The following is a 26,161-nucleotide window of genomic DNA, read 5'->3' as shown; positions in this document are numbered from 1 at the left end:
TACAATGCAAATGCTGCGCGTTTCGCCATATCGGCCGGAGCGTTATGTTTCCTTCGCTCCGTTTCGGGAGCAGTAACGAGGAGTTCACGGTGAAGCCGATCATTGCAGAGCCAGGCGAGGCCGGTGTCGAACGCACATATTCCGTCCGTTGGGCACTCACCAGTCTTTCCCTCTCCATGTTGTTGCCATCGCTCGGCACCAGCATCGCCAATGTCGGCCTGCCGAGCCTGGCGCGGGCGTTCAACGCCTCCTTCCAGGACGTCCAGTGGATCGTGCTCGCCTATCTCCTTGCCATCACCACGCTGATCGTCAGCGTCGGGCGGCTCGGCGATATTACCGGCCGCCGCCGGCTGCTGCTCATCGGCATCCTGCTCTTCACGCTGGCCTCGGTCGTCTGCGGCCTTGCACCGACGCTGTGGCTGATGATTGCGGCGCGCGCGCTACAGGGTCTGGGCGCGGCCATCATGATGGCGCTCACCATGGCATTTGTCGGTGATACGGTGCCGAAGGCGAGGACCGGGAGCGCCATGGGGCTGCTCGGAACGATGTCGGCGGTCGGCACGGCTCTTGGGCCGTCGCTCGGCGGGCTCATGATCGCCTCTTTCGGCTGGCCGGCAATCTTCCTCGTCAACGTACCGCTCGGCATTGCGACCTTCGTTCTCGCCTATCGTTATCTGCCGGACGAGATCGGCGGACAGAAGAAGAAGGATCGGGCCGGCTTCGATACATTGGGCACGCTACTGCTTGCCCTGACGCTTTCGGCCTATGCGCTGGCAATGACGGTCGGGCATGGCAGCTTTGGCCTGTTGAACCTGGCACTGCTGCTCGCCGCCGGCTTCGGCGCCGCTCTCTTTGTCTTCGCCGAGGTCAGAACGGCATCGCCGCTGATCCAGGTGGCGCTATTCCGCAATCGCGTGCTCACCGCCAGTCTGGTGATGAACGCGCTCGTTTCGACGGTCATGATGGCGACGCTGGTGGTCGCGCCCTTCTATCTCTCCCGTGCGCTCGGGCTCAACGAAGCGCTGGTCGGAGCCGTCATGTCGATCGGTCCCGTCATCTCCATCCTCAGCGGTGTCCCGGCCGGTCGCCTGGTCGATCGTCTGGACGCGCCCTTCGTCATTGCCGCAGGGCTCGTCGCCATGGCCGCCGGTTCCATCGCTCTCGCCGTGCTGCCCGGAATCGCCGGCTACATCACCGCCATCGCTGTGCTGACGCCTGGCTATCAGCTGTTCCAGGCAGCCAACAACACGGCTGTTATGGCGGATGTCTGCGCCGACCAGCGCGGCGTCATCTCCGGCGTGCTCCACCTGTCGCGCAATCTCGGGCTGATCACCGGCGCATCCGTCATGGGAGCCGTGTTCGCGTACGGATCGGCAGCATCCGAGATCGCCGCGGCGCGTCCCGAGGCCGTGCATTCAGGCATGCAGATCACCTTCGCTGTCGCAGCGGCATTGATCGCTACGGCGCTTGCCATCGCGGCGGCGACCTACCGGCGCCGAACCAATTCCGATTTAACTATGCAATAAGCGATCGAAACTTAGACCAAGGTCCGATCGATCCCGGACTTCGTGCCCATGGCAACTCACGGTCACCGTAATAGATTTTGCGGCATTGGTGGAGTTGCGGGGTTTTGCGGTGACGAAGATTTTCGTTTTGGGAATGATACTGATGCCGGTTATCTTCTGGGGTTCTGTTGGCCTCTGGGTCTACTCGCTGTTTTCGTGAGTGGGGCGGCGTCTTCAGCTGCCGGTCACGCTATATCCAGGCCGTAAATCCCTTTAATCGGGTCGCACCGCGACCCTACAAAACATCTCGGACACGCCCTCCGGCATTGTAAGAGCTATTGCCGGCCGTCAGCTTGCAAGCTTTTCCAGCAATCTATGATTTCAGGCCGGATGGACCGTCATTCTGAGATCATGCGAGGGAGTAAAATCCTGCCGACTGGCGGTATGGCGGAAGAGGTGGGATTCGAACCCACGGTGCGGTCTCCCGCACGCCGGTTTTCAAGACCGGTTCCTTAAACCACTCGGACACTCTTCCATCTGATTGAAAGGTTAAGAAATCACATTTCGTTGATTTCTTCCAACCGGCTGTTAGTGCCGGTTTGCGACCCAATCACTCGATGGCTGGGTTTTAGCAGCTTTGATCGCAGCGTCAACTTGCTCTGTAGCATATGCCGGCATTCCGCTATGGCGTGCCAGTCAGTCTGAGCGTGACCGAGCTCCAGTGTTTGTCAGCCTGCGCGGGCCGATCGCAGTTCCAGTGCAGGGGTGCTATTGGTCAACCCGATGCCGGTGAACAACTCCACCCGGTTGCGACCGTTATTTTTGGCACTGTAAAGCGCCTGATCCGCACGCTTCTGGACGTCCTGTTCCGTGAGGCCCGCTTCCCACAGCGCCACACCTGCGCTGACGGTCAGTGAGACCTGTTTTCCGTCGAAGACGAGACTCAAGGCGTTGACCGCCTCACGTATCTGCTCCGCGAGTGCGAAAGCAGAGGCCTCGGTTTCGCCGCGAAGGAAGAGGCTGAACTCCTCGCCGCCCAGCCGACCAAAGACGCTGGACTGGGGTATGCTGTCAGCAATCGTCCGAGCAACATTTACGAGAACAACATCACCTTTGTCGTGTCCGAACCGATCGTTCACACTCTTGAAAAAGTCGATATCGATAAGGACGAATGCGTCTCCGGGTCCGAGGCCTTTAGGAAGCGAATTGAAGAAATGCTGCCGGTTGGGAACGCCGGTCAGCATATCGGTATTGGCAAGTCTGGTTAGCTTCTCTTCGGCTCGTTCCTGCACGAGCACGAGCACGAATAGAGCCACTGCGAAATGACAGATGATCAGCAAAAAGAATGCGTAGCGCGGGGGAAGAGGCGCATCGTTGGGAAAGATGAAACCGACCACGACCAACGCGGAGAGAGACGTCGCTACAAAAATAGCCGCGGAAAGACCGAGCCGCGCGGTCAGACGCTCGTCGAAGAAGTCGCGGGCGATCACGAACCCTGACAAGGCAAGCAGAATGGCGGCGTTGCCGTTGAACACGGATGCTCTGAGCCCTTTGTCCAAATACCACGGCGTGATCGCGGCACTCAGCGTCAGAACGACGGGCAGGAGCAACGGCCACCAGTCTCGAAGAGAGCTATGACGCCGGCTGAGGCCGAAAAGACCCACCGCCATCAGCCCGTAACCATTGGCGCCAAGCGAAAAACTCCAGAATGTTCTGGCATCATTGGACATGTGAAGGCGCTCATCCAGACCGGCGAGCGTTGAGGCGATCGCGAGCAAGGAGAAACCGACGGCAAGTACGCCGAGCCCTGGCGTCGCTCCAGAACGCCATCTCACGTAAAAGAAGCAGATTGCCCCCACGATGAAGGAAGACTTGTGTAGAAGAAGGACTGTCGCAAGATCCATTGCCGGAACCCGATATGAGATGAGAAGCGGGGTTGGAATAGCGGCTAAAATCTACTTTTCGATGAACGCCGCGCGACAATCCAACGGAAGAAAGCGCTGTTCTTTCAGATACTGCCGGCAAGCTTTGGACGCCGGTGGGAGTTTGCGTTTGGCGCATATCTCGTTGCCGCTGCAAGCTCTGTGTGAATTGCGCCGGAGACATCAGATCTAACGTCCGTCAGATCCGAGGCCCTTTGGACCGTTGAGTTGGTTCATATCCTCGCAAAGAGATCGAACTGCCGCCATCGTCACCGCGAGTGCCGACATCAGGATTGCGATGTCGTTGTCTTGATCTGGCTGAGAAAGCGCGCGAGACCGGGCATGCAACTGCTGGCTGACCGTCTCGAGCTGCATAATGATTTCATCGTTCATGGTGATCCTCCAAAGGCATAAACCTTCAAAGCCGGTGGCGGACATTTCGTTCCCGCGCAGTTGCGGAGGGTCAATACGAGACACTGCGTGTGCATAGCGTCATATCGCCGACAGCGTCTCAATATAAAGCTTTTCGAGCGTTTTGAAGCGGCCGAATGTTTACCATATTCACCGCATCGGCACGGGAATTTCAGGCCTCTTTGCGGCAGCGGAAGGGCGGGGCGGCAAGGCTCGCGTTAGTGATTTATAAACCATAATTATTAGAATTGTCGCTATCGCTGCGAAATCGTTCGTAAATTTGCCACGAACTTAGCAAGATTAAATCCTCGTTAGGCGGGTGGGGATAAGGCGTTATTGGCCCAGTATGGGGCAAAGTTCCTTAACCATAACGATCGTTGAGCGGCGTGGGGCATATGACATTGGGATACGGGGCGGCGTCTTTCGCAACGACAGCACGGTGGCTGGCGGTATCGGCGATGTGTGCGACGGTTGCGGCGTGCGGCACGACGCAGGCGGTGCCGAAGAAGAAATCCCACGGCAAAGAATATTTCTCCGAATCCGAATATGGCGTGAAGGCGAGCCCGAGGGTCGCCACCGGCAACAATATCCCCAAGGGCGGCGGCCGCTATATCGTCGGCAACCCTTACGAGGTGAAGGGCAAGTGGTATTATCCGAAGGAAGACTTCGCCTATAACAAGGTCGGCGTCGCTTCCTGGTATGGCTCGGCTTTTCATGGGCGCCTGACGGCGAACGGCGAAGTCTACGACCAGATGCATCTTTCCGCGGCGCATCCGACCTTCCCGTTGCCGAGCTATGCGCGCGTCACCAATCTCGAAAGTGGTTCCTCCGTCATCGTGCGCGTCAACGATCGCGGCCCCTATCATGAAGGCCGCATCATCGACCTTTCGAACAAGACGGCCGACATGCTGGATCTGCAGCACAGCGGCACCGGCAAGGTGCGCGTGCAATATGTCGGTCGCGCCCGCATGGACGGACACGACATGCCCTATCTAATGGCCTCCTACGCGCCGAAGGGCAGCCGTCTTCCCGGCGTCAATCCGGAAGGCCAGATCGCAACCGGCGTAATGGTCGCCTCCAACAGCCGCAAGATCACCCGCGACCAGTTGCAGAGTTCGGAAGATTACGAGACGCCGGCCAACGTGCCGGTACCGATGTCGGCGACCTCCTATGCCGGCTCGACGCCGAGCGCGCGCTATAATGCGGCACCCGCTCTTGCTCCGGGTGCGCATGTTCTGGTGGCGCCGCCAGCACCGTCCGTCAACAATGCCCCGCAGGCCTTCGACCAGATGGTCGTGCTGCCGGAGATTGGTCCCATGCCCTACGAACGGCCGCTTGGCTCTCTCGCGCTCGGTTACCAGAACGAGGACGTGAAGACGGTAACCGTCGATCTCGCCTTCGACGCGGTGATGGTGCGCAACGACGGGCTGACGCAGGAGTCGATCCTTGCTTCGGCCAAGCGCCAGCAGGCCAAATTCGCCGCGCGCTGAGCGCGGCAATTGCATCGGATTTCCTCTCGCTCTAACTTCCTCACGACACGCCGCTCGATCGATGGAAACTGTTGATGCTGAAGCCTGTGCTTTGCCTTTTAGAGCGGTTCAGCTTCCCATCGAAGCGCCGAACCGCTCTAACCTTTTCGCTACGCACTTTTGCTGGAATTGCTCTGGCATGCCTTATGCCGTTCATCACCGGGGCGCTTGCGGCCGATAGCGGTGCTGCCGGTTTCGTCACCAAGGCGACGCAGGCCTATATGATCGAGGCCGCCACCGGCACGGTGCTTCTCGCCAAAAACGAAGACCAGGGCTTTTCGCCGGCTTCGCTCGCCAAGCTGATGACGATGGATCTCGTCTTCGAGGCGGTGACAAAGGGCCAGATCACGTTCGATACCGAATATCCGGTTTCCGAGTATGCCTGGAGAACCGGTGGCGCTCCGTCGAGGACGGCAACGATGTTTGCCAGCCTTAAATCGCGCGTGCGCGTCGAGGATCTGATCAAGGGCATCGCCATCCAGGGCGCCAATGACAGCTGCATCATCCTCGCCGAAGGCATGGCTGGAAGCGAGCAGCAATTTGCCGTGTCGATGACGCGGCGTGCCCGTGAGCTCGGCATGGAGAAGGCCGAGTTCGGCAATTCCACCGGCCTTCCCGATGGAAAGAGCAAGGTGACGGCGCGCGAGATGGTGACGCTGGCCACGGCCCTGCAGCAATCCTATCCGAAGCTCTATCCCTATTTCGCGCAGCCGGATTTCGAGTGGAACAAGATTTTCCAGCGCAATCGCAATCCGCTGCTCGGGCTCGATCTCGGCGCCGACGGGCTGGCCACCGGCTTTACCGAGGGCGAGGGTTATTCGATCGTCGCGTCGGTTGAGCGCGACGGCAGGCGGCTGTTTCTGGCGCTTGCCGGCATCGCTTCCGACAAGGAGCGGACGGAGGAGGCCAAGCGGGTGCTCGAATGGGGCCTGACCGCCTTCGAGAGCCGGCAAATCTTCGCCGAGAAGGAAGTGATTGGTTCTGCCAGCGTCTATGGCGGCACGGCGCGCACCGTCGATCTCATCGCCAAGGCGCCAGTCAGCGTCTACATTCCGATCAGCAATCCCGACAGGCTGTCGGCACGCATCGTCTATCGTTGGCCGCTGACGGCGCCGGTGACGGCGAATACCCAGGCAGGCACGCTCAGGATTCTCACGGGCAGTCGGCTGCTCAGGGAAGTGCCGCTCTACACCGTGCAGGCGGTCGGTGAGGGTTCGCTTAGCAGCCGGGCGGTTGATGCCATGCTGGAACTCGGCGAATCGCTGTTTTTCTCCTGGCTCTGGGACAAGTCCGCGCCCGGCTGAACGCCTGGGCTTGAACCCCCGGCATTCTGATACAATTTGCCGGGAAAGGTGAATATGTCGCCGCGGCGAAAGGTTTTCCTCCCTGATATCTTCGGATAGATAGAAGAGATGGAGCGCGCGCGGCGCCCGGAATGCGGGAAGTTGTCATTGTCATCCGGTACGGGATTATTCGTTACGTTTGAAGGCGGGGAAGGCGCTGGTAAATCCACGCAGATCCGCCGCCTCGCCGAGGCACTGAAGGGCGAAGGTCGCGACGTGCTGATGACGCGCGAACCCGGCGGATCGCCGGGTGCCGAGGCCGTACGCCACGTGCTGCTGTCAGGGGCTGCCGAAGCCTTCGGCACGCGGATGGAGGCGATCCTGTTTGCAGCGGCGCGAAACGACCATGTCGAAGAGGTGATCCGGCCCGCACTTGCCACCGGCAAGATCGTGCTCTGCGACCGCTTTATTGACTCCTCCCGCGTCTACCAGGGCATCACCGGCAATCTCGAGCCCGATTTCATCGAAACCCTGCAGCGCATCGCCATCAACGGCGTGATACCGGATTGCACAGTGATCCTCGATATCCCCGCCAAAATCGGGCTGGAGCGGGCGCAGAAGCGCGCCGCCGCCGACGCTCCCGACCGCTTCGAGAAAGAGCGCCTCGAAACGCACGAGAAACGGCGGGAAGCCTTTCTCGATATCGCCGCCCGCGAGCCGGAGCGCTGTCACGTGATCAACGCCATGCAGGGCGAAGAGGCGATCGCCGCCGAGATTCTGGCGATCGTCCGGCAGCTCATGTCGCCTGCGGACCGTGCCCGGACGCCGGAAGCCGCCCATCATGAGTGAAGCCCGTTATGAGTGAAGACCGGCCCGGACTGCTCGACGGCGCCGTCTGGCCGGGGGAAAATACCAGGCTGTTCGGCCATGAGGAGGCGGAAGCCTTCCTTGCGCAATCCTATCGGTCCGGCAAGGGCCACCACGCCATCCTGATCGAGGGGCCGGAAGGCATCGGCAAGGCGACGCTCGCCTTCCGCTTCGCCAATCACGTGCTCTCGCATCCCGATCCCGAGAGTGCGCCGGAGACGATCGGCGATCCGTATCCGGCCTCTCCCGTCAGCCGGCAGATCGCCTCCGGCGCCTCGCATAATCTCCTGCATCTTGCCCGGCCGGTCGATGAAAAGACCGGCAAGGTGAAGTCGTCGATCACCGTCGACGAAGTGCGCCGCGCCGGCAAATTCTTCTCGCAGACATCAGGCACCGGCAACTGGCGGATCGTGATCATCGATCCGGCTGACGACATGAACCGCAATGCGGCCAACGCCATCCTGAAGATCCTGGAAGAGCCGCCGAAGCGAGCGCTGTTTCTGGTGCTCTCGCATGCGCCGGGACGATTGCTGCCGACGATCCGCTCGCGCTGCCTGCCGCTGAAACTGGCGCCGCTTGCCGACGATGCGCTGGTGGCGGCGCTTGCCCATCTCGGCATATCAGGCGAGGGCGGGGCGGTGCTTTCGGCCGCTAAGGGCAGCGTCGGCGAGGCGCTGAAACTCTTGAACTACGGCGGCGGCGAGATCATCGCCGCCTACGACGAGATGCTGTCGGCCGAAGGACCGACCGCCCGCAAGGCCATGCATCGGCTGGCCGACGCGCTTTCGGGCAGGGAAAGTGACACGATCTTCGATTTCTTCGTCAGCCATGTCGGCGACGACATCATGAGCCGGGCTCGCGCAGCGGCAGGCGAGGGGCAGATCTCGACTGCTGAGCGGCTGGCGCGGCTCTATTCCGAGATCACCGAGCGGCTCGCCATTTCGGATGCCTACAACCTCGACCGCAAACAGACGATCATCAGCATTCTCGCCGACATCAAGCAGCCGGGCCTCTAACCTCGGGATGCTGATGCTCCGGTCAGCCGGTCAAGAGCTTCCAGGCGACGACGGCGAGTGTCAAGGCAAGGACGATGCGGATGGTGCGTTCGTGCAGCTTCGGCGCCACCAGGCTGCCGATGATGATGCCGGGGATAGAGCCTATGAGCAGGGCAAACAGCATCGGCCAGTCGATTTCGCCGATCAGCCAATACCCCGTTCCGCCGATCAGGGTCAGCGGGACCGCATGGACGATATCGGACCCGACGATCTCGCGCACGTCGAGCCTGGGATAAAGGACCAGCAGGATCGTCACGCCCAGGGCGCCGGCACCGACGGAGGTCAGGGTGACAAGGACGCCGAGGAGGAATCCGAGAACGACGGTGAGGGCGAGGATGGTTCTCGGCTGCGGCGGCGTACGGTCGCCGATGGCGCGGCGCGCCAGCTCGAGTATCGGGCCTCGGAAGACCAGCATGATCGCGGTCATGACAAGAAGCCAGCCAAGCGCCGTGGTGATCGTATTGGTGACGCCGATGCTTTTGCGATCGACGCCTGCCAGCATCCAGAGCATCAGCAAGGCGGCCGGCACGCTGCCGATCGCGAGGCTGCCGACGATCTTCCAGTTGACGCGCCCGTGCATGCCGTGAACGGCGGTGCCGGCGGTCTTGGTGATCGCCGCATAGAGAAGATCGGTGCCGACGGCGGTTGCGGGATGGACGCCGAAGAGCAGCACCAGCAACGGTGTCATCAGCGAACCGCCACCAACGCCGGTGATGCCGACGAGCGCGCCGACAAACAGGCCCGAAAGTGAATAGAGAGGTTCGAATGTCAATCAAGCGCCTCCGACGGCGCGCGGCCACGACAAACCGGATAGATGAAAATTGGCACTTCGTTCTGTCCCGCCCTCTTTTCCATGACGGGTAGATTGCGGCAGAAGCTGAGTCAAGTTCACCACGCTAACGTCCCGGAAATCATTGGCGGCGGTAAAACTTGATGTTTCGCTTGGCGGTGACATGCGCTAAGAGCGGCTGACCATTTTTATAGACTTAGCCGGACATTGGCCGCCATGATAGACAAGACACCCTTCTACATCACCACCGCGATTTCTTACCCCAACGGCAAGCCGCATATCGGCCATGCCTATGAGCTGATCGCGACGGATGCGATGGCGCGCTACCAGCGCCTTGACGGTAAGGACGTGTTCTTCCTGACCGGCACCGACGAACACGGGCAGAAGATGCAGCAGACGGCGCGCGCAGAAGGGATCACCGCGCAGGCGCTCGCCGATCGCAATTCGGGCGAATTCCAGGCAATGGCCAAGCTGCTCAATGCCTCGAACGATGACTTCATCCGCACCACGCAGGAGCGTCATCACGAGACATCGCGCAACATCTGGAACCTGATGGCCGACAATGGCGACATCTACAAAGACAGCTATGCCGGCTGGTATTCGGTTCGCGACGAGGCCTATTACCAGGAAAACGAGACGGAGCTGCGCGCCGACGGCGTGCGTTACGGGCCGCAGGGCACGCCGGTCGAGTGGGTGGAAGAGGCAAGTTATTTCTTCAAGCTCTCCGAATATCAGGAGAAGCTGCTTGCCCATTACGAGGCAAATCCCGACTTCATCGGCCCGGCCGAGCGCCGCAACGAGGTGATCTCCTTCGTCAAGTCTGGCCTCAAGGACCTCTCAGTTTCGCGCACGACCTTCGACTGGGGCATCAAGGTGCCGAACGATCCCGCCCATGTCATGTATGTCTGGGTCGACGCGCTGACCAACTACATCACCGCGACCGGCTATATCGAGGACAAGAACGGTCCGTTGGCAAAATACTGGCCGGCCGACGTGCACATTATCGGCAAGGACATCATCCGCTTCCACGCGGTCTACTGGCCGGCCTTCCTGATGTCGGCGAAATTGCCGCTGCCGAAGCGGGTCTTTGCCCATGGCTTCCTGCTCAACAAGGGTGAGAAGATGTCGAAGTCGCTCGGCAACGTCGTCGATCCCGTCAATCTGGTGGACCATTTCGGCCTCGACCCGGTGCGCTACTTCTTCCTGCGCGAAGTGTCCTTCGGCCAGGACGGCAGTTATAGCGAAGAGGCGATCGGCATCCGCATCAATTCGGACCTCGCCAACGGCATCGGCAATCTCGCCAGCCGCTCGCTGTCGATGATCGTCAAGAACTGCGACGGCAAGATCCCCGAATGCGGGCCGCTGACCGACGAGGACAAGGCAATGCTGGCGCAGGCCGACGCGCTGCATGCCTCGACACGCGACGACATGGGCAAGCAGCAGATCCACCGGGCGCTCGCCTCGATCATTTCGGTCGTTTCCGAAACCGACCGTTATTTCGCCGGGCAGGCGCCGTGGGCGCTGAAGAAGACCGATCCCGAGCGTATGGGCACGGTGCTCTATGTCACAGCCGAAGTCGTACGCCAGATCGCCATCCTGCTACAGCCATTCATGCCTGATTCATCAGGCAAGTTGCTCGATCTCGTCGCGGCATCGGAAGACAAGCGCGACTTCGCTGCTCTCGGGCAAGCCGGCCGTCTCGTTGCCGGAACGCCGCTCGAAGCGCCGACGCCGGTCTTCCCGCGCTACGTGGCTCCGGAGGCTTGAGGCCGTGCTGATCGATACGCATTGCCACCTTGATTTCGCCGACTTCGAGGCGGAGCGTGACGAAATCGTTGCGCGCGCCCACCAGGCCGGTGTTAAGCAGATGGTGACGATCTCGACGCGGGTGCGCAAGCTCGACGGGCTGCTGGCGATCACCGAAAAATATCCATCGGTGTTCTGCTCGGTCGGTACGCATCCGAACAATGCCGACGAAGAGCTGGATATCCAGACGGAAGAACTGGTGCGGCTTGCCAATGCCCATGAGAAGGTGGTGGCGATCGGCGAGGCCGGTCTCGACTATTTCTACGACACGCAGAACCCCGAGGACCAGCAGACCGGCTTCCTGCGCCATATCGCGGCGGCGCGCGAGACGCAGCTGCCGCTCGTCATCCACAGCCGCAGCGCCGATAAGGACATGGCAGCGATCCTGACCGAGGAAACGGGGAAGGGGGCCTTCCCCTTCATCCTGCACTGCTTCTCGGCAGGCGCGGAACTGGCACGGACCGGCGTCGAACTCGGCGGCTATGTTTCCTTTTCCGGCATCCTGACCTTCCCGAAGTCGGAAGAGCTGCGCGAGATCGCCAAGACAATCCCGCAGGATCGGCTGCTGGTGGAAACCGACGCGCCGTATCTGGCGCCGAAGCGCTGGCGGGGCAAGCGCAACGAACCGTCCTATGTCGTCAACACCGCCGAGGTGCTCGCCGAGACGATCGGCCTTTCCTACGCAGAGGTCGCACGGATCACAACGGAGAACGCTTTGCGCCTGTTTACGAAGATGCCGAGGGTCTAGCGCGTGCTCTACCGGCGGCGCTTCACCATTCTCGGCTGTTCGTCGTCACCCGGCGTGCCACGTATTACCGGCGACTGGGGCGCCTGCAATCCCGACAATCCGAAGAACCGGCGCACGCGCGCCGCCTTCATGGTGCAGCAATTTGCGCCGGATGGCGGTGTCACCACCGTCGTCGTCGACACCGGACCGGATTTTCGCGAGCAGATGATCAGGGCGGGGGCCGACCATGTCGATGCCGTGCTCTACAGCCATCCACATGCAGACCATATTCATGGCATCGACGATCTGCGGGGCTATTTTCACAACACCCGCCGCCGGGTGCCGATCTTTGCAGACCAATATACGATGGACAGGCTGCGGGAGGCCTTCGGCTATTGCCTGGAAACGCCGCCGGGCAGCAATTATCCGCCGATAGTGCTGCCCATTGTCATCGAAAACCTCGACGAACCCGTCGAAATCCGCGGCCCCGGCGGCAAGATACAGTTTCATCCGCATATCCAGCAGCACGGCGATATTCATTCGCTCGGTTTCCGTATCGGCGATGTGGCTTATTGCAGCGATATCAGCGATTTTCCGCCGCAGACCGTCGACAAGCTTCACAATCTCGATGTGCTGATCATCGACGCACTGCAGTATACCTACCATCCGAGCCACCTGTCGCTGGAACAGTCGCTCGACTGGATCGGCCGGCTGAAGCCGAAACGGGCGATCCTCACGCATATGCACACGCCGCTCGACTACGACACGGTGATGGCTGAAACGCCAGACCACGTGGTGCCGGCCTATGACCAGATGAGTTTCGAAATCGAAGTGAGGATCGGGGCTTGAGCCCCGCCTCCAGAGCACGCTGCCGGGACTGAACACCTCGAACAGAATTCAGATTTCAGGCCGGTCCGGCCTAAAATCATTCTGCTCCAGGGCCACTATACGTAGGGCATAACCTCGACGGCGCCGCGATAAATCATGTCGAGCGAAACGTAGAGAATGATAAGCAAGCCGACATAGGCGATCCAGCGGTGATTGTTGAGCAACCGGGCGATCAGGTTGGCAGCGATGCCCATCAACGCGATCGACAGGGCAAGACCGATGACCAGCACGCTCGGGTGTTCGCGCGCGGCACCGGCAACGGCGAGCACGTTGTCGAGCGACATCGAGACGTCGGCGATGACGATCTGGGTCGCCGCCTGAAAGAAGGTCTTTCTCGGCGCGCCTTCGGCACTCGCCGCATCGTGATTGTCGCCATGGCCGGCACGAATCTCGCGCCACATCTTCCAGCAGACCCACAGGAGCAGCAGGCCGCCGGCAAGCAGCAGGCCCACAACCGCCAGCAAATAGACCGCGACGCTGGCAAAGAGAATACGCAGGACGGTCGCTGCCAGAATGCCGACGATGATCGCCTTGCGGCGTTGCGTGGCCTCGAGGCCGGCAGCGGCAAGACCGATAACCACGGCGTTGTCGCCGGCGAGAACGAGGTCGATAGCAATGACCTGCAGCAAAGCCGTGAGACCGGCTGCCGTAAAGATGTCCATATGAATTATCCCCGATGCGTCAAGAGCCGTGCTAGCGTCTCGAAGGTTTGACGTCAACCGCTACAGCGCTTGGAATTGCGGCGGCGCCGGACAACGATCCTCGATGCCAAAACGTTCCTCATTTCGATATCGGGGAGCCGCCATTACATCCTCCGCATTCGCTTGGAACATTCCTGTCGTCCACCTGTTTTTCTGAACAGGAAACCAGCCGGCGGATCGACGGCGTGGGTCTATGCATCGAGAGGACAATCCCATGAGCAGCATTTATAACGATACCAATCCGGCCTTCTCAGGCCCGACAGGGGGCGGCAGCCTCACCGCATTTTTCGACAGCCGCTCGGAAGCCGAATCCGCCGTGTCTCGTCTTGAGGACGCGGGTGTGCCGGTTGCCAGAATCAGGTTGATGCCGGGATATCAGGCGGATGGAAAAACCGCCGGCACGATGGGCGACGACCGCAGCGGTTTCTTCGACGCGCTGGCGGACTTCTTCTTTCCCGATGAGGATCGTGCGGTATACGCAGAAGGGCTGCGGCGAGGCGGCTTCCTCGTCCAGGTCAATGATATCGATGACGCGCTCTATGAGACCGTCCACGACATTCTCGACGACGAGGGCAGCATCGATATGGATGACCGGGCGGACCTCTGGTCGTTAGAGGACCGGCAGCAAGGCGCATCCAATACCGGTTTTGCCGGCCAGTCCTCTGGCGGCAAAGCGTCAGAAGACCTCGCTGTGTCCGAAAGTGCCTTCGAGGCGTCGGCTTCTGATGATGCACGCCCGGTCGCAATGCGCGACAGCGCGCATGGAAGCGCCAAGGTGCGTGCCTACACATTGAGCGGCAGGGATGCCGCGCCGTCGGAAGATGCCAATAGCCAATCGCAAACCCAGTCGCAAGGCGGATCCAACCAGAGCCAGGGTTTCCGACGCGACCACTGATGAGTACCTGCCGTAACCCACGGCCCGGTGGCGATGCCGGGCCCTATTTTCTCTCGCCTGTCATTGGAGGACATGTCCATGCAATCATCCATCAACCGGGACGGCCACCTTCCGCTCGACCCCGATGAACTGATCGCCGAAGGTGAGCCGCCGTTTGCGGATGCCGCCGCCGAGACCGCGCGTGAAAAAGCCGATCAGGACCTGAACGCCCTGCGGCAGGAGCTAAGGCTGCTGCGGGTCCGAATATCCGCGCTGCGCGAGGATGCCGAAGCGGCACTCAAAGCCAAGGCCACGTCGGTCGATGCAAACGCCCATGTTCAGCTCGGCGACTACCCTTGGGCAAAGCTAGCCGCGGCGATCGGCGCGACCTTCGTTGCCGCCAGGCTGGTTCGGCGCCTGCCGTTCGACGTGCTGCTTGCGGGCTCTGCCGGCCATGCCTGGGAGGCGAGGCGGCGGTGACCGGCTGAGGGACGAGCGGTCAGCGCGGCAAGAGCAGACCCATCGACACCATGGCTTGGAAGGAAGTCAATGAAGCGGTACAACGTCCGAAGGCATCGGCTTGGCAAGCTCTTTCAGAATCGCTTCAAGCGCATCGGCCGTCGTCTGCAGGCCGGATGACTGCGCGATTTTCAGCGCTTCCCTGCAGTGAGCATACAATTCGTCTTGCTGGACGTGATCAGTCGTCCGAAATACGATGCCCGCATACTGCGATGGGTTTCCGGCTTGATCCCGGAAGCAGCGGCCGAAAGCGGCCACGGCCACCATTTGCCCGCTTCCATCAAATACCCGATAGTCATGGCGGTAGGGATCTCCTGTCATCACAGAGTCTGAAATCGCCTTGGCCACGGATGGCTTGTCGTCCGGGTGAATCCTGTCGAGGTATTTTATGATCGGCAGCCCCGAGATGGTCTGCTCCGGATCAAGCCCAAAGAGGTTTGCCAGCGCCGAATCCGCATAAACCGTGTCGGTCGCCAAGTCCCACGTGAAGATGCCAGGCTCTTCGGCAAGGTCCATTCCGTATCCCCAGTCTGACCGCCAGCGCTGCCGGTTGACCACGTCACGCGGCTGGTGCCACTCAATCTTAGTCGCCTTTCGACCGGACGCAATATCGACTTTTTTGATCTTCCTCGTGCACGAGGCCCGAGACTGCCATAGAAGCTCGCGACGCGCCGCTGGTAGCGCCTTGGCGCTTGTGCGCACCGAAGGAACCCGGGGACGACGATAGACGCTTGGAGCCGCCGTTCCCTCGAAGTAGTGTCTGGAAAAACGCCATTCAGTTCGGGGGACACCATGGATTTTTTGAACGTCGCGGCGATCGTATTCTTCCTTCTCGTCTGGATGGCACTCGAGCCTTTGATGGCAATGGGATGGCCGCGGCGGAACGACAGTCTTTCCGTCGACATGGTGCGCATTCGCGCGGCCTGGATGCGCGAGGTGCTGACTCGAGACAACAACTTCATCGGCGACGCGGCGATCCTCGGGCACACGATCAATTCGGCATCCTTCTTCGGATCGGCCAACCTCATCGTCATCGTCGGGCTCAGCGGTGCGTTGTTCATGGAGCCGAATTACGGATCGGGCGGCGGGCTGATCGCGATGTTTGCGGCGCAGGATCCCGCCTGGTTCTTCCAATGCAAGGTGCTCTTGATCATGGCGACGCTGTTGCGCGGCCTGTCCGATTTCATATGGGCGGTCCGGCAGATCAACTATTGCCTTGCGGCGATCGGGGCGAGCCCGTCGCGCGATGAAGACAGGGACATCGTCAGCTGGACGAACGCCCTGACCCTGGTCTTGAACCCGGCTCTTCGATCGTTCAGCGTCGGCGTCCGATCCTACTACTTCACCGTCGCTGCCGCATTCTGGTTCATTGGGCCAATACCCTTCCTTGTCGCGACCGTCCTCAGCGTCGGCGTTTTGATCTGGCGGCAATCCTGGTCGGATGCTGCAAAGGGGATCATGGCCATACGCAAACTGCTGGATTAGGATTGCCTGCGGTTCAGGGCAACGTCATAGTCTGCTGGCCGATGATGAGCAGAAGCGCTATCTTGCGGGCGGTGGCCAATGGATCGTTTCGAAGCGATGCGCATATTGCTGGCCGTTGTCGACGCCGGAAGCATCTCGGCCGGCAGCAGGAGGCTGAACGCGCCTTTGCCCAGCGTCAGCCGCAAGGTAACCGACCTTGAACGCCATCTTGGCGCAAACCTCATTGTCCGCACCAGCCGCAATCTTCAGCTCACCGATGCCGGCCGCGACTATGTCGACGCCGCCCGAAAGATCATAGCGGATCTCGAGGAGGCGGAGCGAAGGGCGTCCGGCGAATACCAGACGCCCAGAGGCGTGCTCACGATCACGATGCCGATCGAATATGGGAACCGGTACGTGCTGCCCGTTGCGCTCGGTTTCATGGACAGATACCCGGAGGTGTCGCTGAACCTTCTATCGCTCGATCGCACGGTCGATCTCGTGTCCGAGCAGGTGGATATCGCCATTCGCCTCGGCGACCTCGCCGACAGCTTCCTCCATGCGGTCAAAATCGGCGAATTCCGTTTGCTGACCTGCGCGAGCCCTGCCTATCTCGCGCGACATGGCGAACCTCAGGGTCCGGGCGATCTCATCGATCGCGAGGGGATATTCTTCAACAAGCGGACATTCTTCTGGACATTCGACGTCGACGGCAGGCCGATGGAGGCGGCGCCCCGCAACCGGCTGGAAGTGAATACAGCGGCGAACTGCGTCGCAGCAGCCGTCGGCGGAGCGGGGATCGCGCGGCTCTTCGACTACCAGGTTCCGGACCAGCTGGCGTCTGGCGCGCTCGTGCCCATCCTGCGGGATTTCGATGGAGCACCACAGCCGATTCATATCGTTTACGCGCGCCAGAGGATTCTGGCGCTGAAGGTACGCGCTTTTGTCGACTGGGCTTCGCCAAGATTAGGCGCGCGATCGAAGAAAGAAGGTAATCCAGCTTTATCTGAATGATGCGCGAATTTCTTCAACTGTATGTTCAGGATATTGAAGATGTGGAAAGTGGCCGATACCCGGCAGGATATCGATTTTCGCACCGATCTTGGCGGCCAACTCGATGCCCATTTCCTTTCTTATGTAGACGTCCTTTTCGCCCCAGATCTGCTTGACCGGCGTCTTCAGTCGCTCGAGGTTGGCCTCGAGGACGTTCTGGTCGCGCGTGAAACTCGCGTAGTAGTGGGCAAAGGCGTCCGCTGACGTCATCCCATCGAGGCTCCACGAACGGACCATGTCCCGCTGGACGTCGGTCGGCAAATCGAATTGCTCAGCGGGCGACAGGCCGCGCCTGTGCACGTTCTGAAGGATCTCGTCGCTTGTCTTGTTCATATACGCTCGGGTCGGCGAGGCCGTCGGCTCGGCCTTGAGGTTCTGCAGGCTCTCCCACATGTATTGCGGCCGGTCGAACGGCGCGAAGTCTCCGACGATGATCCGCCTGGCGATCGCCGGCTCATCGAGAGCAAGCAGCAGAACGGGGAGGGCGGCGATATCGGTCGCATAGATCACGAGGTTCGACCGGTCGATGCCGGCCCTCTCGATATAGGCCTTCAACACCGCCGCGTAGGCCTGCGGCGCGTAGGAAAACCGTTGCAGGATCGGGCGCGACGACTGGCCGTAGCCCGGCCAATCAAAGGCATGAACGTCATAGTCGCGAGCAAGCGTGCTCGCGATATGCTTCCAGACCGTCAGCGTTTCCGGAAACCCATGCAGGAAAAGCGCGGTGCCTTTTGGCGCCGGGGCGCGAACAATCATTCTCCTCAGCGTGAGCATCTCGTCGATCTCGATGAAGTCGACGGCGCCGTGCCGGGTTTCCGCGGACGCTAAGACTTCTCCGAGGGGGATGGATGAAGCTGCGGCGACCGATGCGGCGCTATTTGCGGTTTTGTTCTCAGACATAGGAGGTCCTTTCCTGAACGACGGGTCAATGGTTCTGTCTGCGCAAATAAGTGGCCACGCCGTCGCCGCGCGGTAGCCGGGGAAAATGAGAGGAACCCTCTCGATGTCGCTGCGACGCCGCTGCGCAATGCTTTTTCGATCGAGAGGCTGCCTCTTAATTTCTCAAGGTGCTGGGTCTGCTTCGACCGACCCAAATAGCTACCAGCCGCCGATTTGAGAAAGCTCGTTAGCGTATCGAGGCGGGAGGCAGAGCGTCGGGCGACAGCATGAGGAAGAACTGATATGACTGACCGAATTGAACCCATCAAGGGAACAGCCCTTGTCGAACCTGTCCGTTGACCCTCGATGTCAGGAAAGGACACACGTCATGGCGCTGCTGACCTCTTTGAACCACAGGCCTATGTCGCGACGCTCGCTGCTGTGGGGAAGTGCCGCCGCCGGCATATCCGCGGTTCTCCTTCCGCTCGCATCAGAGGCTGCCGATGTCACCGCCGCAGCGGCGGAGATCCGACCGTTCAAGGCCGAGGTTTCCGAGGCAGCGCTCGCCGATCTCAGGCGGCGACTTGCCGAGACCCGATGGCCCGACGGCGAAACCGTCACGGATCGTTCGCAGGGCGTCCAGCCCGCGAGGCTGAAGGAGCTGGTGGCCTACTGGCAGTCGTCCTACGACTGGCGCAAGGCAGAGAGCAGGCTGAATGCCTTTCCGCAATTTCTCACCAATATCGAAGGACTGGACGTCCATTTCATCCATGCCCGTTCCCGCCATGAAAACGCGCTGCCGCTGATCATGACCCATGGCTGGCCGGGTTCGGTGTTCGAACTGCTTGATGTCATCGGACCACTCACGGATCCGACGGCGCACGGCGGCTCGGCGGAGGACGCCTTCCACCTGGTGATCCCTTCGATTCCGGGATTCGGCTTCTCCGGGAAACCTCCGGCGACGGGTTGGAACCCGCAGCGAATAGCGGCTGCCTGGGACGTGCTGATGAAGCGGCTCGACTATGACCGCTACGTCGCGCAAGGCGGCGACTGGGGCGCGATCATCAGCGACGCCCTGGGTCGCCAGGCGCCCGACGGGCTGCTCGCGATCCACGTCAACAGGGTCGAGCGCGCCACGACGTTCCCATCGGACGCAGCCCAAGCTCTCAAAAATGGAGGACCGGCTCCCGGTACCCTGTCTGCGGACGAGAAAGTGGTCTTCGACGAGGCGCGGGACTTCCTCAACAATGGCTTCGGCTACGCCGCAATCATGAGCACACGTCCGGAGACGGTCGGTTACGGCATTGCGGATTCTCCCGTTGGCCTCGCCGCCTGGCTTTACGACAAGATCGCCGATTGGGTGTTCACCCCAGGCGACCCCGAACAGGCGCTCGGCAAAGATGCCATCCTCGACAACATCACGCTGTACTGGCTGACGAACACGGGCCCCTCGAGTGGCCGCATCTATTGGGAAAATGCGATGGCGGGCGCGAAGCTCACGGAGGTCAAAATACCGGTCGCCGTCACCGTATTCCCCGGAGAGGTCTACAAGCCGCCCAAGCACTGGTTGTCGAAAGCCTATCCGAAGCTGGTCTACTACAACCGCGTCGCCAAGGGCGGCCACTTCGCTGCCTGGGAAGAACCGGAACTCTTCAGTCAGGAGATCAGGGCAGGGTTCAAGACGGTGCGGTCATGAGCCGCCGATGGGGCGAGGGAACGTTGATCGCCGGTGATCATGCGACGAGTTCACGGACGGCCAGTGGCTGATCCTCGCATCACCCCTCTGCAAGCCTGAAAACATGGGCTTAGGCCACCGTCGAAGGGATCTCCGGGTAACGGCGGCCATTTGCGCGCGGGGGCAAACGTTAGGCTTTCGTCCGTCAGACGGGTTCGTCGATTGACGTTGATTGTGCAACGCTTCACAACGTCCGAAGTTTCTACCAACCAAGCAGAAGCGACGCCAACGTCGCGGGGACCACGGCTACATGCGCATCAACGACAACCGTCATTTTTTCGGCAGAGTGTCCATAGTCCTGACGGTGGTATTTTCGACGCTTCTGCTCGCGAGCGTAACGGCCGCCACAGCGGCCGAACCGACCGGTTCCTCGGGACCGATCCGTGTTATCATCGAATTGCCGAATGATGATGCCGGACGCGCGCTGGTCAATCGGATCGTCCCCGGCACTCAGGAACCGGCGCAACCGGCAGCGGCACCGCAGGAGGCGGCACCGCCGTCGATTGCCACTGCATTACAGGATTTGCGCCAAAGGTTGCTCATACTCGTCGATGCAGTCCCGACCCTTCCGGGACAGATCCAAACGGCGATCCGGGTCTTCCAAACGGATGATCGTATCGATGCCGTCGGACTGATCCTGGCGGTTACCCTCTTCATAGCAGGCGGATTCGCTGCGCAGCGCGTTGCCTGGTGGTCCGGGCGAGGGCTGCTTCATTTTGTGCTGACCGCGCCTGCCGACACCGTGCGGCAGCGGATCAAGCTCCATGCGAGCCGGCTTTCAATGGGCCTTCTCGCGTTGGTCGGTTATCTGATCGGAAGCCTCGGCGCGTTTATCCTCTTTCCTTGGCCTGCCGTCTTTCGCGATATTGCGCTCATTCTGCTATCAGCGGCGCTGATGGTGCGCCTCGGCGTGCTTGTGGGCCGCATTGTCATCGCGCCCGGCGCACGGCTGCCGCACATGCGGCTTCTGACGCTTGCCACCTCGCTTGCGTGGTTCTGGTACTACTGGCTCCTCGCAATCGTCGCCGTGCTGGCGGCTGGCTGGGCGATCATCGAAGTATTCCAGACCATCGGGGCTTCACCCATCCTGGTCGACCTTTTTACCGCGGCGTGGCTCGGTGTCGTTTCAATCACGCTGGTCGCCATGATTTGGCTGCGGCATTTTCGTTCTGATGGGCCGCCGGTGAACCGCCTGGTCTGTGTCGGCTTCAGCGCGAGCATCATGCTGTCGTGGCTGTTATGGGTGTCCGGGCTCCGCGGAGCATTCTGGACAGTGATCGTCATGACGCTTCTGCCGCTTACTGTTTCCGTGGCTCGTGATATCATTGGTCGCATTATACGATCCGGCGGCGAGCACGCCGTCGAAGATCCGGCCATCGTCGGATGGTCGGTGGTCATCATGCAAACGCTGCGTAACGGCCTCATCGTGGTCGCCGCGCTGCTCATTGCCCGTTCGTGGGATGTCAATCTCAGTGACCTTGCCGCAGCCGAGACGGTGACCACACGTTTGATCCGTGCAGGAATCCGTATCGTTATCGTGCTGCTGGTGACCGATGTCATCTGGAAGCTCGCAAGCACGCTGATCGACAGTCAGATGGCGGTGGCGTCGCGAAGTGCGGAGGCTGGGCATCACGACGGACCCGAAGTGCGCCGGCGTCAGCGGTTGAATACCCTGCTTCCGATCCTTCGCAATGTGCTGTTTCTGGCGATCGGTGCTGTCGGTTTCCTGATGATCCTGGATGCGGTCGGCATTCAGATCGGACCGCTGCTGGCGGGCGCTGGCGTCGTCGGTATAGCCGTCGGTTTCGGTGCACAAACACTCGTCAAGGACATCATCTCCGGCGTCTTTTATCTGTTCGACGATGCCTTTCGCATCGGTGAGTACATTCAGGCAGCAAAATACAAAGGGACGGTCGAAGGTTTCTCGCTACGATCCATCCGCCTGCGACATCATCGCGGTCCAGTCACCATCGTTCCCTTCGGCGAACTCGGCGCGGTGCAAAATCTGAGCCGCGACTGGGTGATCGATATCATTACTCTTACCCTGAATTATGACAGCGACCTTGAGGAGGTCCGCAAGACCATCAAGCGCATCGGCGTCGAGCTTCTGGAGGATGCCGAACTCGGGCCCAACATCATCGAGCCCTTGAAAATGCAGGGGATCGAGCAGATGGCCGATTACGGTGTGCAAATTCGGCTGAAGTTCATGGCGAAACCCGGCGAACAATTCGGCGTTCGCCGGAAGGCCCTTGCCATGCTCAGGAAGACATTCGCGGAAAAAGGCATCCAGTTTGCAACTCCGACGGTTCATGTTTCCAGCGGGACGGGAGATGCAATAGCCTCCGCCGCCGCCGCGGAACTACAACGGCCATCAAAAGTCATCCCAACACCTGAGGAGTAACCGCGTTGAGCCACGGGCGGCTTTCCATCGAATGCTATCGAAGCAATCGCTGACCCCGTTGTCGCCAAGCGCGCATCGTCAGAGACATGGGTCTCGAAACAGTCTGTGGGCAATGCTTCGCCGCTTTACGAGGGAAGGTCCGGAGATGAAATCGAAGATGTGCTTCAAAAGGCAAATTCGCGAGGATTGGTTTGAAAGAGTGGGAGGCTGAGATGGATGACGACGGTATACCATTGTAATCAAACGGCATATTTTTGTTCCATAATCCATCTTATGCGATATTCGTATGTAGCCGCAAAGTTGAAGTGTCCTGTTTTTGCAAAGTTGGAATGTCACACTCCCCGGGTCTGATTGACGCTTGGGAGATTGCAGATGGAACTGATTGCGATGAGCGAGCGCGATCTGCAGCGGATCGAGATTCTGTCGAAGGTGATGTCCGGCCGCATGACGATGGTGTCGGCCGGGCATGTTCTCGACCTGAGCGAGCGGCAGGTGCGCGCCGGCTGCTGGATCGGATCCGGACTGGCGGCGCAGCGTCGATGCGGCATAAGGCGCGATCGGCCGACTGAGCGGTGTTTGAAATCGTCAAAGACCGGCTCATCCGAAAGGCAATTGTGCAAAGCTGAACCGAGTTATGGGGCGGAAGGTTTGCCGAGCGGCGTGCCCTTCCCGCGCCCAACGTTACCGCGTGGATCGGTGGTCCGCTAACCAACCGCCTCGGTTACGAGCTTTGTATTGAAATAGCTCTCCATCGCTTCGGTACCGCCTTCCGAACCGTAGCCGGAATCCTTTATGCCGCCGAAGGGTAGCTCTGGCAGCGCCAGTCCATGATGATTGATCGACAGCATGCCGCTTTCGATATCGCGCGCAAGGCCGGCACTGGTCTTTGCAGAGGTCGTGTAGGCATATGCCGCAAGCCCGTATGGCAAGCGATTGGCTTCGGCAACGGCAGAAGCGTAGTCTGAAAAGGCACTGACAATCGCAAGCGGACCAAACGGTTCTTCGCTCAGGACGCGCGCATCTTGTGGAGCGTCGGTCAGAACTGTCGGCTGGAAGAAATTGCCGAGATTGCCAATCCTTTTGCCGCCGGTTGCGATCTTCGCGCCGCGCATAACCGCGTCGGCTGTCAGCGCTTCCATGGCCTCGACCCTTCGCGCATTGGCAAGCGGCCCCATGGTGACACCATCGCTCAATCCATCGCCGACGTTGATTGCCTCGGCCGCCTTTACCAGGCCATCGAGAAATCTTTCATAGACGCTTTCCTGGATGAGGAACCGTGTCGGTGCCACGCAGACCTGACCGGCGTTTCGAAACTTCGCACCGGCCAACAGTCTGACCGCCAGATCGATATCGGCGTCATCGAAAACGAGAGCCGGCGCGTGGCCCCCGAGTTCCATCGTCACGCGCTTCATGTGGGCGCCGGCCAGCGAGGCCAGCTGCTTTCCGACCACGCTCGATCCCGTGAAGGAGATTTTCCGGATAACCGGGTGCGGAATAAGATAGTTCGAAATATCGGCGGGAACTCCAAAAACGAGATTGAGCACGCCCGCCGGCAGGCCCGCATCAGCAAAGGCGCGAACGAGTTCAGCGCAGCTTGCCGGCGTCTCCTCCGGCCCCTTCAAGATAATCGAGCAGCCGGCTGCAAGGGCCGCCGAAACTTTCCGTACGGCCTGATTCAATGGAAAATTCCACGGACTGAAGGCCGCCACCGGGCCGACAGGCTCCTTGACGACCATCTGCCTGATATGGGTCGCCCGCGGCGGGATCAAACGGCCGTAGGCACGACGCGCCTCTTCGGCAAACCAGTCGATGGTGTCTGCAGCTCCCGCGGTTTCCGCCTTGGATTCAGCTAGCGGTTTGCCCTGCTCCAACGTCATTACGCGCGCGATCGCCTGGGAGCGGTCCCGCAGGATCTTGGCGGCGTCGTGCATGAGTTTTGCCCGCTCGAACGCGCTGACTTGCCGCCAGTGTTCAAACCCGGCGGTGGCGGCCGAAAGCGCTTCGTCGAGATCACCCTTGCTGGCATTTGAAACGCGGCCGATGACCTCGCCCGAGGCGGGATTGACGATGGTCAGACTCTCGTCAGAGCCGTCCCTCCAGTGGCCATTGATATAAAGTTGGGTATCCGGATATGCCGCCATACTCGTTCTCCATTGCTGTCAGTAGCCGAGCGCGCAGCCATCTTTTCGATGATCGGAGGCGCCCAACAGCGTATTGTGTTGATCGTCAATCCAGATTGCCTGGGCGCCGCCGATCGCCCAATTCGGAGCGGTAACCTTGAAACCGCGCGCTTCAAGATCAGGACCGATCGAGGTACGGAGAAGTGCTTCGGCCTCGATCGTCGCCGTGCCAGGAAGTGGAAAGAGACGAGGTAAATCGATTGCCGTTTGAATGTCCAAATTGAAATCAAAAAGCTTGGTGAGGAAGTGGGCGTGGCCCATCGCCTGATAGTGTCCCCCCATGACGCCGAATGACAAAACAGTTTTGCCATGGCGTGTGACCAGGCCTGGGATGATCGTGTGCATGGGCCTCTTGCGCGGCCCTATCGCGTTCGGATGGCCCTGCTTCAAACTGAAACTCTGTCCACGATTGTGGAACAAGACGCCACAGTTCGGAGCCATCAAGCCGCTTCCGTAGGGATGGAAGATCGAGTTGATGAAGCTGGCTACATTTCGGTCCTTGTCGACGACCGAAATGTAAACGGTGTCTGAATGCTCGACGCCGTCGATGGCCGCCCCGGCGTCGGCGACCCTATTCATGTCGATCTCGGCGGCAAGACTGTCGGCAAGTTCCTCGGACAAGAGGAAATCGACCGGAACATCCGAGACCGCAGCGTCGGCGACCCAACGATCACGGGCGGCATAAGCCAGCCGAGTGGCCTCGACTTCGATGTGCAGATTGTCGACATCAAGCGGATCGCCTTTGCGTTCAAAGCGCTCCAGGATCTTCAGGATCATCAGTGCGACGATGCCCTGCCCGTTCGGCGGACATTCATGCACCGTCCATCCTCGATATGTTGCGCTGACAGGCTTGACATATTCGCCAGCCGCAGACGCAAAATCCTCGCGTGTATGAAGGCCGCCAAGCGAATTCAGCCGTGTCACCATGTCGTCCGCCACCGCGCCGCGATAGAAGCCGTCCCGGCCCGAAGCTGCAATCGTTTCCAGTGTCTGTGCCAGTTCCGACTGACGTTGAACCGATCCGACCTGCGGAGCCTGATCGTCGACCAGGAAAATGCGGCGTGTCGAAGGATCGCGCAGTAGCAAATCAGTTTGCTTCGAGAGGTCGGCGGCGACCCGCGGTGTGATTGCATAACCGTCGCGAGCCAGTGCAATTGCGGGTGCAAGGATTTCTGACAGCGACATTCTTCCATGATCGGCAACGAGACGCGTCCACGCGTCCACCGCACCAGGAACCGTCACTGCATGCGGCGACGATCGCTCGATCGAAGCGATCCCGTTTTCCCGAAACCAGTCGAAATGCGCCACCGCCGGTGTGCGTCCCGAGCCATTATAGGCAACGACATCATCATTTCCGTTTGATGACAGCAACGCAAAGCAATCGCCGCCTATGCCGGTGGAACCAGCCTCGACGACGCATTGCACGGCGCAGGCACCCACGGCAGCGTCTATCGCCTTGCCGCCGGCTTTGAGTATGTCGATGGCGGTCAAGGTCGCAATCGGGTGGGATGTTGCCGCCATTCCGCTGCGGCCGACAGCCATCGATCGTCCAGGCAATTCGAAGTTTCGCAT

General features: G+C 60.4%; 22 protein-coding genes, 1 tRNA gene and 1 pseudogene. 15 read left to right on the top strand and 9 right to left on the bottom strand.

The window, feature by feature from the left end:
- Positions 1-89 precede the first annotated feature (89 nt).
- On the top strand, positions 90-1,526 hold the full coding sequence (locus HJB82_RS05325; protein WP_221139661.1) for an MFS transporter: 1,437 nt from the start codon (positions 90-92) through the stop codon (positions 1,524-1,526).
- A gap of 424 nt (positions 1,527-1,950) precedes the next feature.
- Here HJB82_RS05325 and HJB82_RS05320 read toward each other — a convergent pair.
- The 3 genes from HJB82_RS05320 to HJB82_RS05310 all read right to left on the bottom strand — a co-directional run bounded on the left by HJB82_RS05320 (position 1,951) and on the right by HJB82_RS05310 (position 3,820).
- Positions 1,951-2,040 (bottom strand) — tRNA-Ser (locus tag HJB82_RS05320).
- Between the two features lie 193 nt (positions 2,041-2,233).
- Positions 2,234-3,409 (bottom strand): GGDEF domain-containing protein, encoded by a 1,176-nt coding sequence (locus HJB82_RS05315; protein ID WP_221139660.1) that lies wholly within the window; start codon positions 3,407-3,409, stop codon positions 2,234-2,236.
- A 207-nt stretch (positions 3,410-3,616) separates the two neighbouring features.
- Entirely contained in the window at positions 3,617-3,820 is a 204-nt protein-coding gene (locus HJB82_RS05310; RefSeq protein WP_207580518.1) for a hypothetical protein, read from the bottom strand.
- Between the two features lie 413 nt (positions 3,821-4,233).
- Between HJB82_RS05310 and HJB82_RS05305 the strand changes: the two genes are divergently transcribed.
- From HJB82_RS05305 to HJB82_RS05290, 4 genes are all read left to right on the top strand, one after another.
- Positions 4,234-5,328: a septal ring lytic transglycosylase RlpA family protein gene (locus HJB82_RS05305; protein WP_207580517.1), complete on the top strand. Its 1,095-nt coding sequence runs from the start codon at positions 4,234-4,236 to the stop codon at positions 5,326-5,328.
- Positions 5,329-5,513: 185 nt separating this feature from the next.
- A complete protein-coding gene (locus HJB82_RS05300; RefSeq protein ID WP_207580516.1) occupies positions 5,514-6,671 on the top strand; it encodes a D-alanyl-D-alanine carboxypeptidase family protein in 1,158 nt (385 codons plus the stop codon).
- A 147-nt stretch (positions 6,672-6,818) separates the two neighbouring features.
- Positions 6,819-7,499, top strand: a complete 681-nt coding sequence (gene tmk, locus HJB82_RS05295) for a dTMP kinase (RefSeq protein WP_207580515.1) — start codon at positions 6,819-6,821, stop codon at positions 7,497-7,499.
- 8 nt (positions 7,500-7,507) lie between these two features.
- Entirely contained in the window at positions 7,508-8,533 is a 1,026-nt protein-coding gene (locus tag HJB82_RS05290; protein WP_221139659.1) for a DNA polymerase III subunit delta', read from the top strand.
- 22 nt (positions 8,534-8,555) lie between these two features.
- Here the strand turns inward: HJB82_RS05290 and HJB82_RS05285 are convergent, their stop codons facing one another.
- Positions 8,556-9,344, bottom strand: coding sequence for a sulfite exporter TauE/SafE family protein (locus HJB82_RS05285; RefSeq protein ID WP_221139658.1), 789 nt, complete (start codon positions 9,342-9,344; stop codon positions 8,556-8,558).
- Between the two features lie 234 nt (positions 9,345-9,578).
- Here HJB82_RS05285 and metG point away from each other — a divergent pair, with 234 nt between their 5' ends.
- The 3 genes from metG to HJB82_RS05270 are packed head-to-tail and all read left to right on the top strand — an operon-like array spanning position 9,579 to position 12,744.
- Entirely contained in the window at positions 9,579-11,129 is a 1,551-nt protein-coding gene (metG, locus tag HJB82_RS05280; RefSeq protein ID WP_221115999.1) for a methionine--tRNA ligase, read from the top strand.
- A gap of 4 nt (positions 11,130-11,133) precedes the next feature.
- Positions 11,134-11,916, top strand: a complete 783-nt coding sequence (locus tag HJB82_RS05275) for a TatD family hydrolase (protein WP_221115998.1) — start codon at positions 11,134-11,136, stop codon at positions 11,914-11,916.
- Positions 11,917-11,919: 3 nt separating this feature from the next.
- Positions 11,920-12,744, top strand: coding sequence for an MBL fold metallo-hydrolase (locus HJB82_RS05270; RefSeq protein ID WP_221115997.1), 825 nt, complete (start codon positions 11,920-11,922; stop codon positions 12,742-12,744).
- Between the two features lie 95 nt (positions 12,745-12,839).
- On the opposite strand, the gene HJB82_RS05265 is transcribed toward HJB82_RS05270, so the two are convergent.
- Positions 12,840-13,445, bottom strand: coding sequence for a TerC family protein (locus HJB82_RS05265; protein ID WP_207580509.1), 606 nt, complete (start codon positions 13,443-13,445; stop codon positions 12,840-12,842).
- 253 nt (positions 13,446-13,698) lie between these two features.
- On the opposite strand from HJB82_RS05265, the gene HJB82_RS05260 reads away from it, so the two are divergent.
- Complete coding sequence (locus tag HJB82_RS05260; protein WP_221132628.1) at positions 13,699-14,379, top strand: hypothetical protein; 681 nt, start codon at positions 13,699-13,701, stop codon at positions 14,377-14,379.
- A gap of 78 nt (positions 14,380-14,457) precedes the next feature.
- Positions 14,458-14,838 (top strand): hypothetical protein, encoded by a 381-nt coding sequence (locus tag HJB82_RS05255; protein ID WP_207580507.1) that lies wholly within the window; start codon positions 14,458-14,460, stop codon positions 14,836-14,838.
- Between the two features lie 66 nt (positions 14,839-14,904).
- Here HJB82_RS05255 and HJB82_RS05250 read toward each other — a convergent pair whose 3' ends face one another.
- Positions 14,905-15,393, bottom strand: coding sequence for a PAS domain-containing protein (locus HJB82_RS05250; protein ID WP_207580506.1), 489 nt, complete (start codon positions 15,391-15,393; stop codon positions 14,905-14,907).
- Between the two features lie 276 nt (positions 15,394-15,669).
- On the opposite strand from HJB82_RS05250, the gene HJB82_RS05245 reads away from it, so the two are divergent.
- Together HJB82_RS05245 and HJB82_RS05240 are read left to right on the top strand one after the other, a co-directional pair.
- Positions 15,670-16,362 (top strand): DUF599 domain-containing protein, encoded by a 693-nt coding sequence (locus tag HJB82_RS05245; RefSeq protein WP_207580505.1) that lies wholly within the window; start codon positions 15,670-15,672, stop codon positions 16,360-16,362.
- A gap of 78 nt (positions 16,363-16,440) precedes the next feature.
- Positions 16,441-17,355: a LysR family transcriptional regulator gene (locus tag HJB82_RS05240; RefSeq protein WP_207580504.1), complete on the top strand. Its 915-nt coding sequence runs from the start codon at positions 16,441-16,443 to the stop codon at positions 17,353-17,355.
- Here the strand turns inward: HJB82_RS05240 and HJB82_RS05235 are convergent.
- Complete coding sequence (locus HJB82_RS05235; protein WP_221132626.1) at positions 17,344-18,294, bottom strand: alpha/beta fold hydrolase; 951 nt, start codon at positions 18,292-18,294, stop codon at positions 17,344-17,346. The two genes, HJB82_RS05240 and HJB82_RS05235, sit on opposite strands and share 12 nt — an antisense overlap.
- Before the next feature lie 367 nt (positions 18,295-18,661).
- Between HJB82_RS05235 and HJB82_RS05230 the strand changes: the two genes are divergently transcribed.
- The 3 genes and pseudogenes from HJB82_RS05230 to HJB82_RS05220 all read left to right on the top strand — a co-directional run.
- Positions 18,662-19,969 carry an epoxide hydrolase family protein gene (locus tag HJB82_RS05230; RefSeq protein ID WP_207580502.1) on the top strand — a complete coding sequence of 436 codons (1,308 nt, stop codon included), beginning with the start codon at positions 18,662-18,664 and terminating at the stop codon, positions 19,967-19,969.
- 289 nt (positions 19,970-20,258) lie between these two features.
- Positions 20,259-22,409: a mechanosensitive ion channel family protein gene (locus HJB82_RS05225; protein WP_221139657.1), complete on the top strand. Its 2,151-nt coding sequence runs from the start codon at positions 20,259-20,261 to the stop codon at positions 22,407-22,409.
- 372 nt (positions 22,410-22,781) lie between these two features.
- Positions 22,782-22,963, top strand: a pseudogene (locus tag HJB82_RS05220) (helix-turn-helix domain-containing protein); the annotation flags it as partial.
- Positions 22,964-23,113: 150 nt separating this feature from the next.
- On the opposite strand, the gene HJB82_RS05215 reads toward HJB82_RS05220, so the two are convergent.
- Entirely contained in the window at positions 23,114-24,550 is a 1,437-nt protein-coding gene (locus tag HJB82_RS05215; protein WP_207580500.1) for an NAD-dependent succinate-semialdehyde dehydrogenase, read from the bottom strand.
- Between the two features lie 18 nt (positions 24,551-24,568).
- Positions 24,569-26,161, bottom strand: a complete 1,593-nt coding sequence (gene ggt / locus HJB82_RS05210; RefSeq protein ID WP_221139656.1) for a gamma-glutamyltransferase — start codon at positions 26,159-26,161, stop codon at positions 24,569-24,571.

It is taken from the genome of Rhizobium sp. NZLR10 (assembly GCF_019685125.1).
Taxonomy (GTDB): Bacteria; Pseudomonadota; Alphaproteobacteria; order Rhizobiales; family Rhizobiaceae; genus Rhizobium.
The sequence above is the reverse complement of the archived record's forward strand: the minus strand, read 5'-3'. Positions and strand labels throughout refer to the sequence as shown.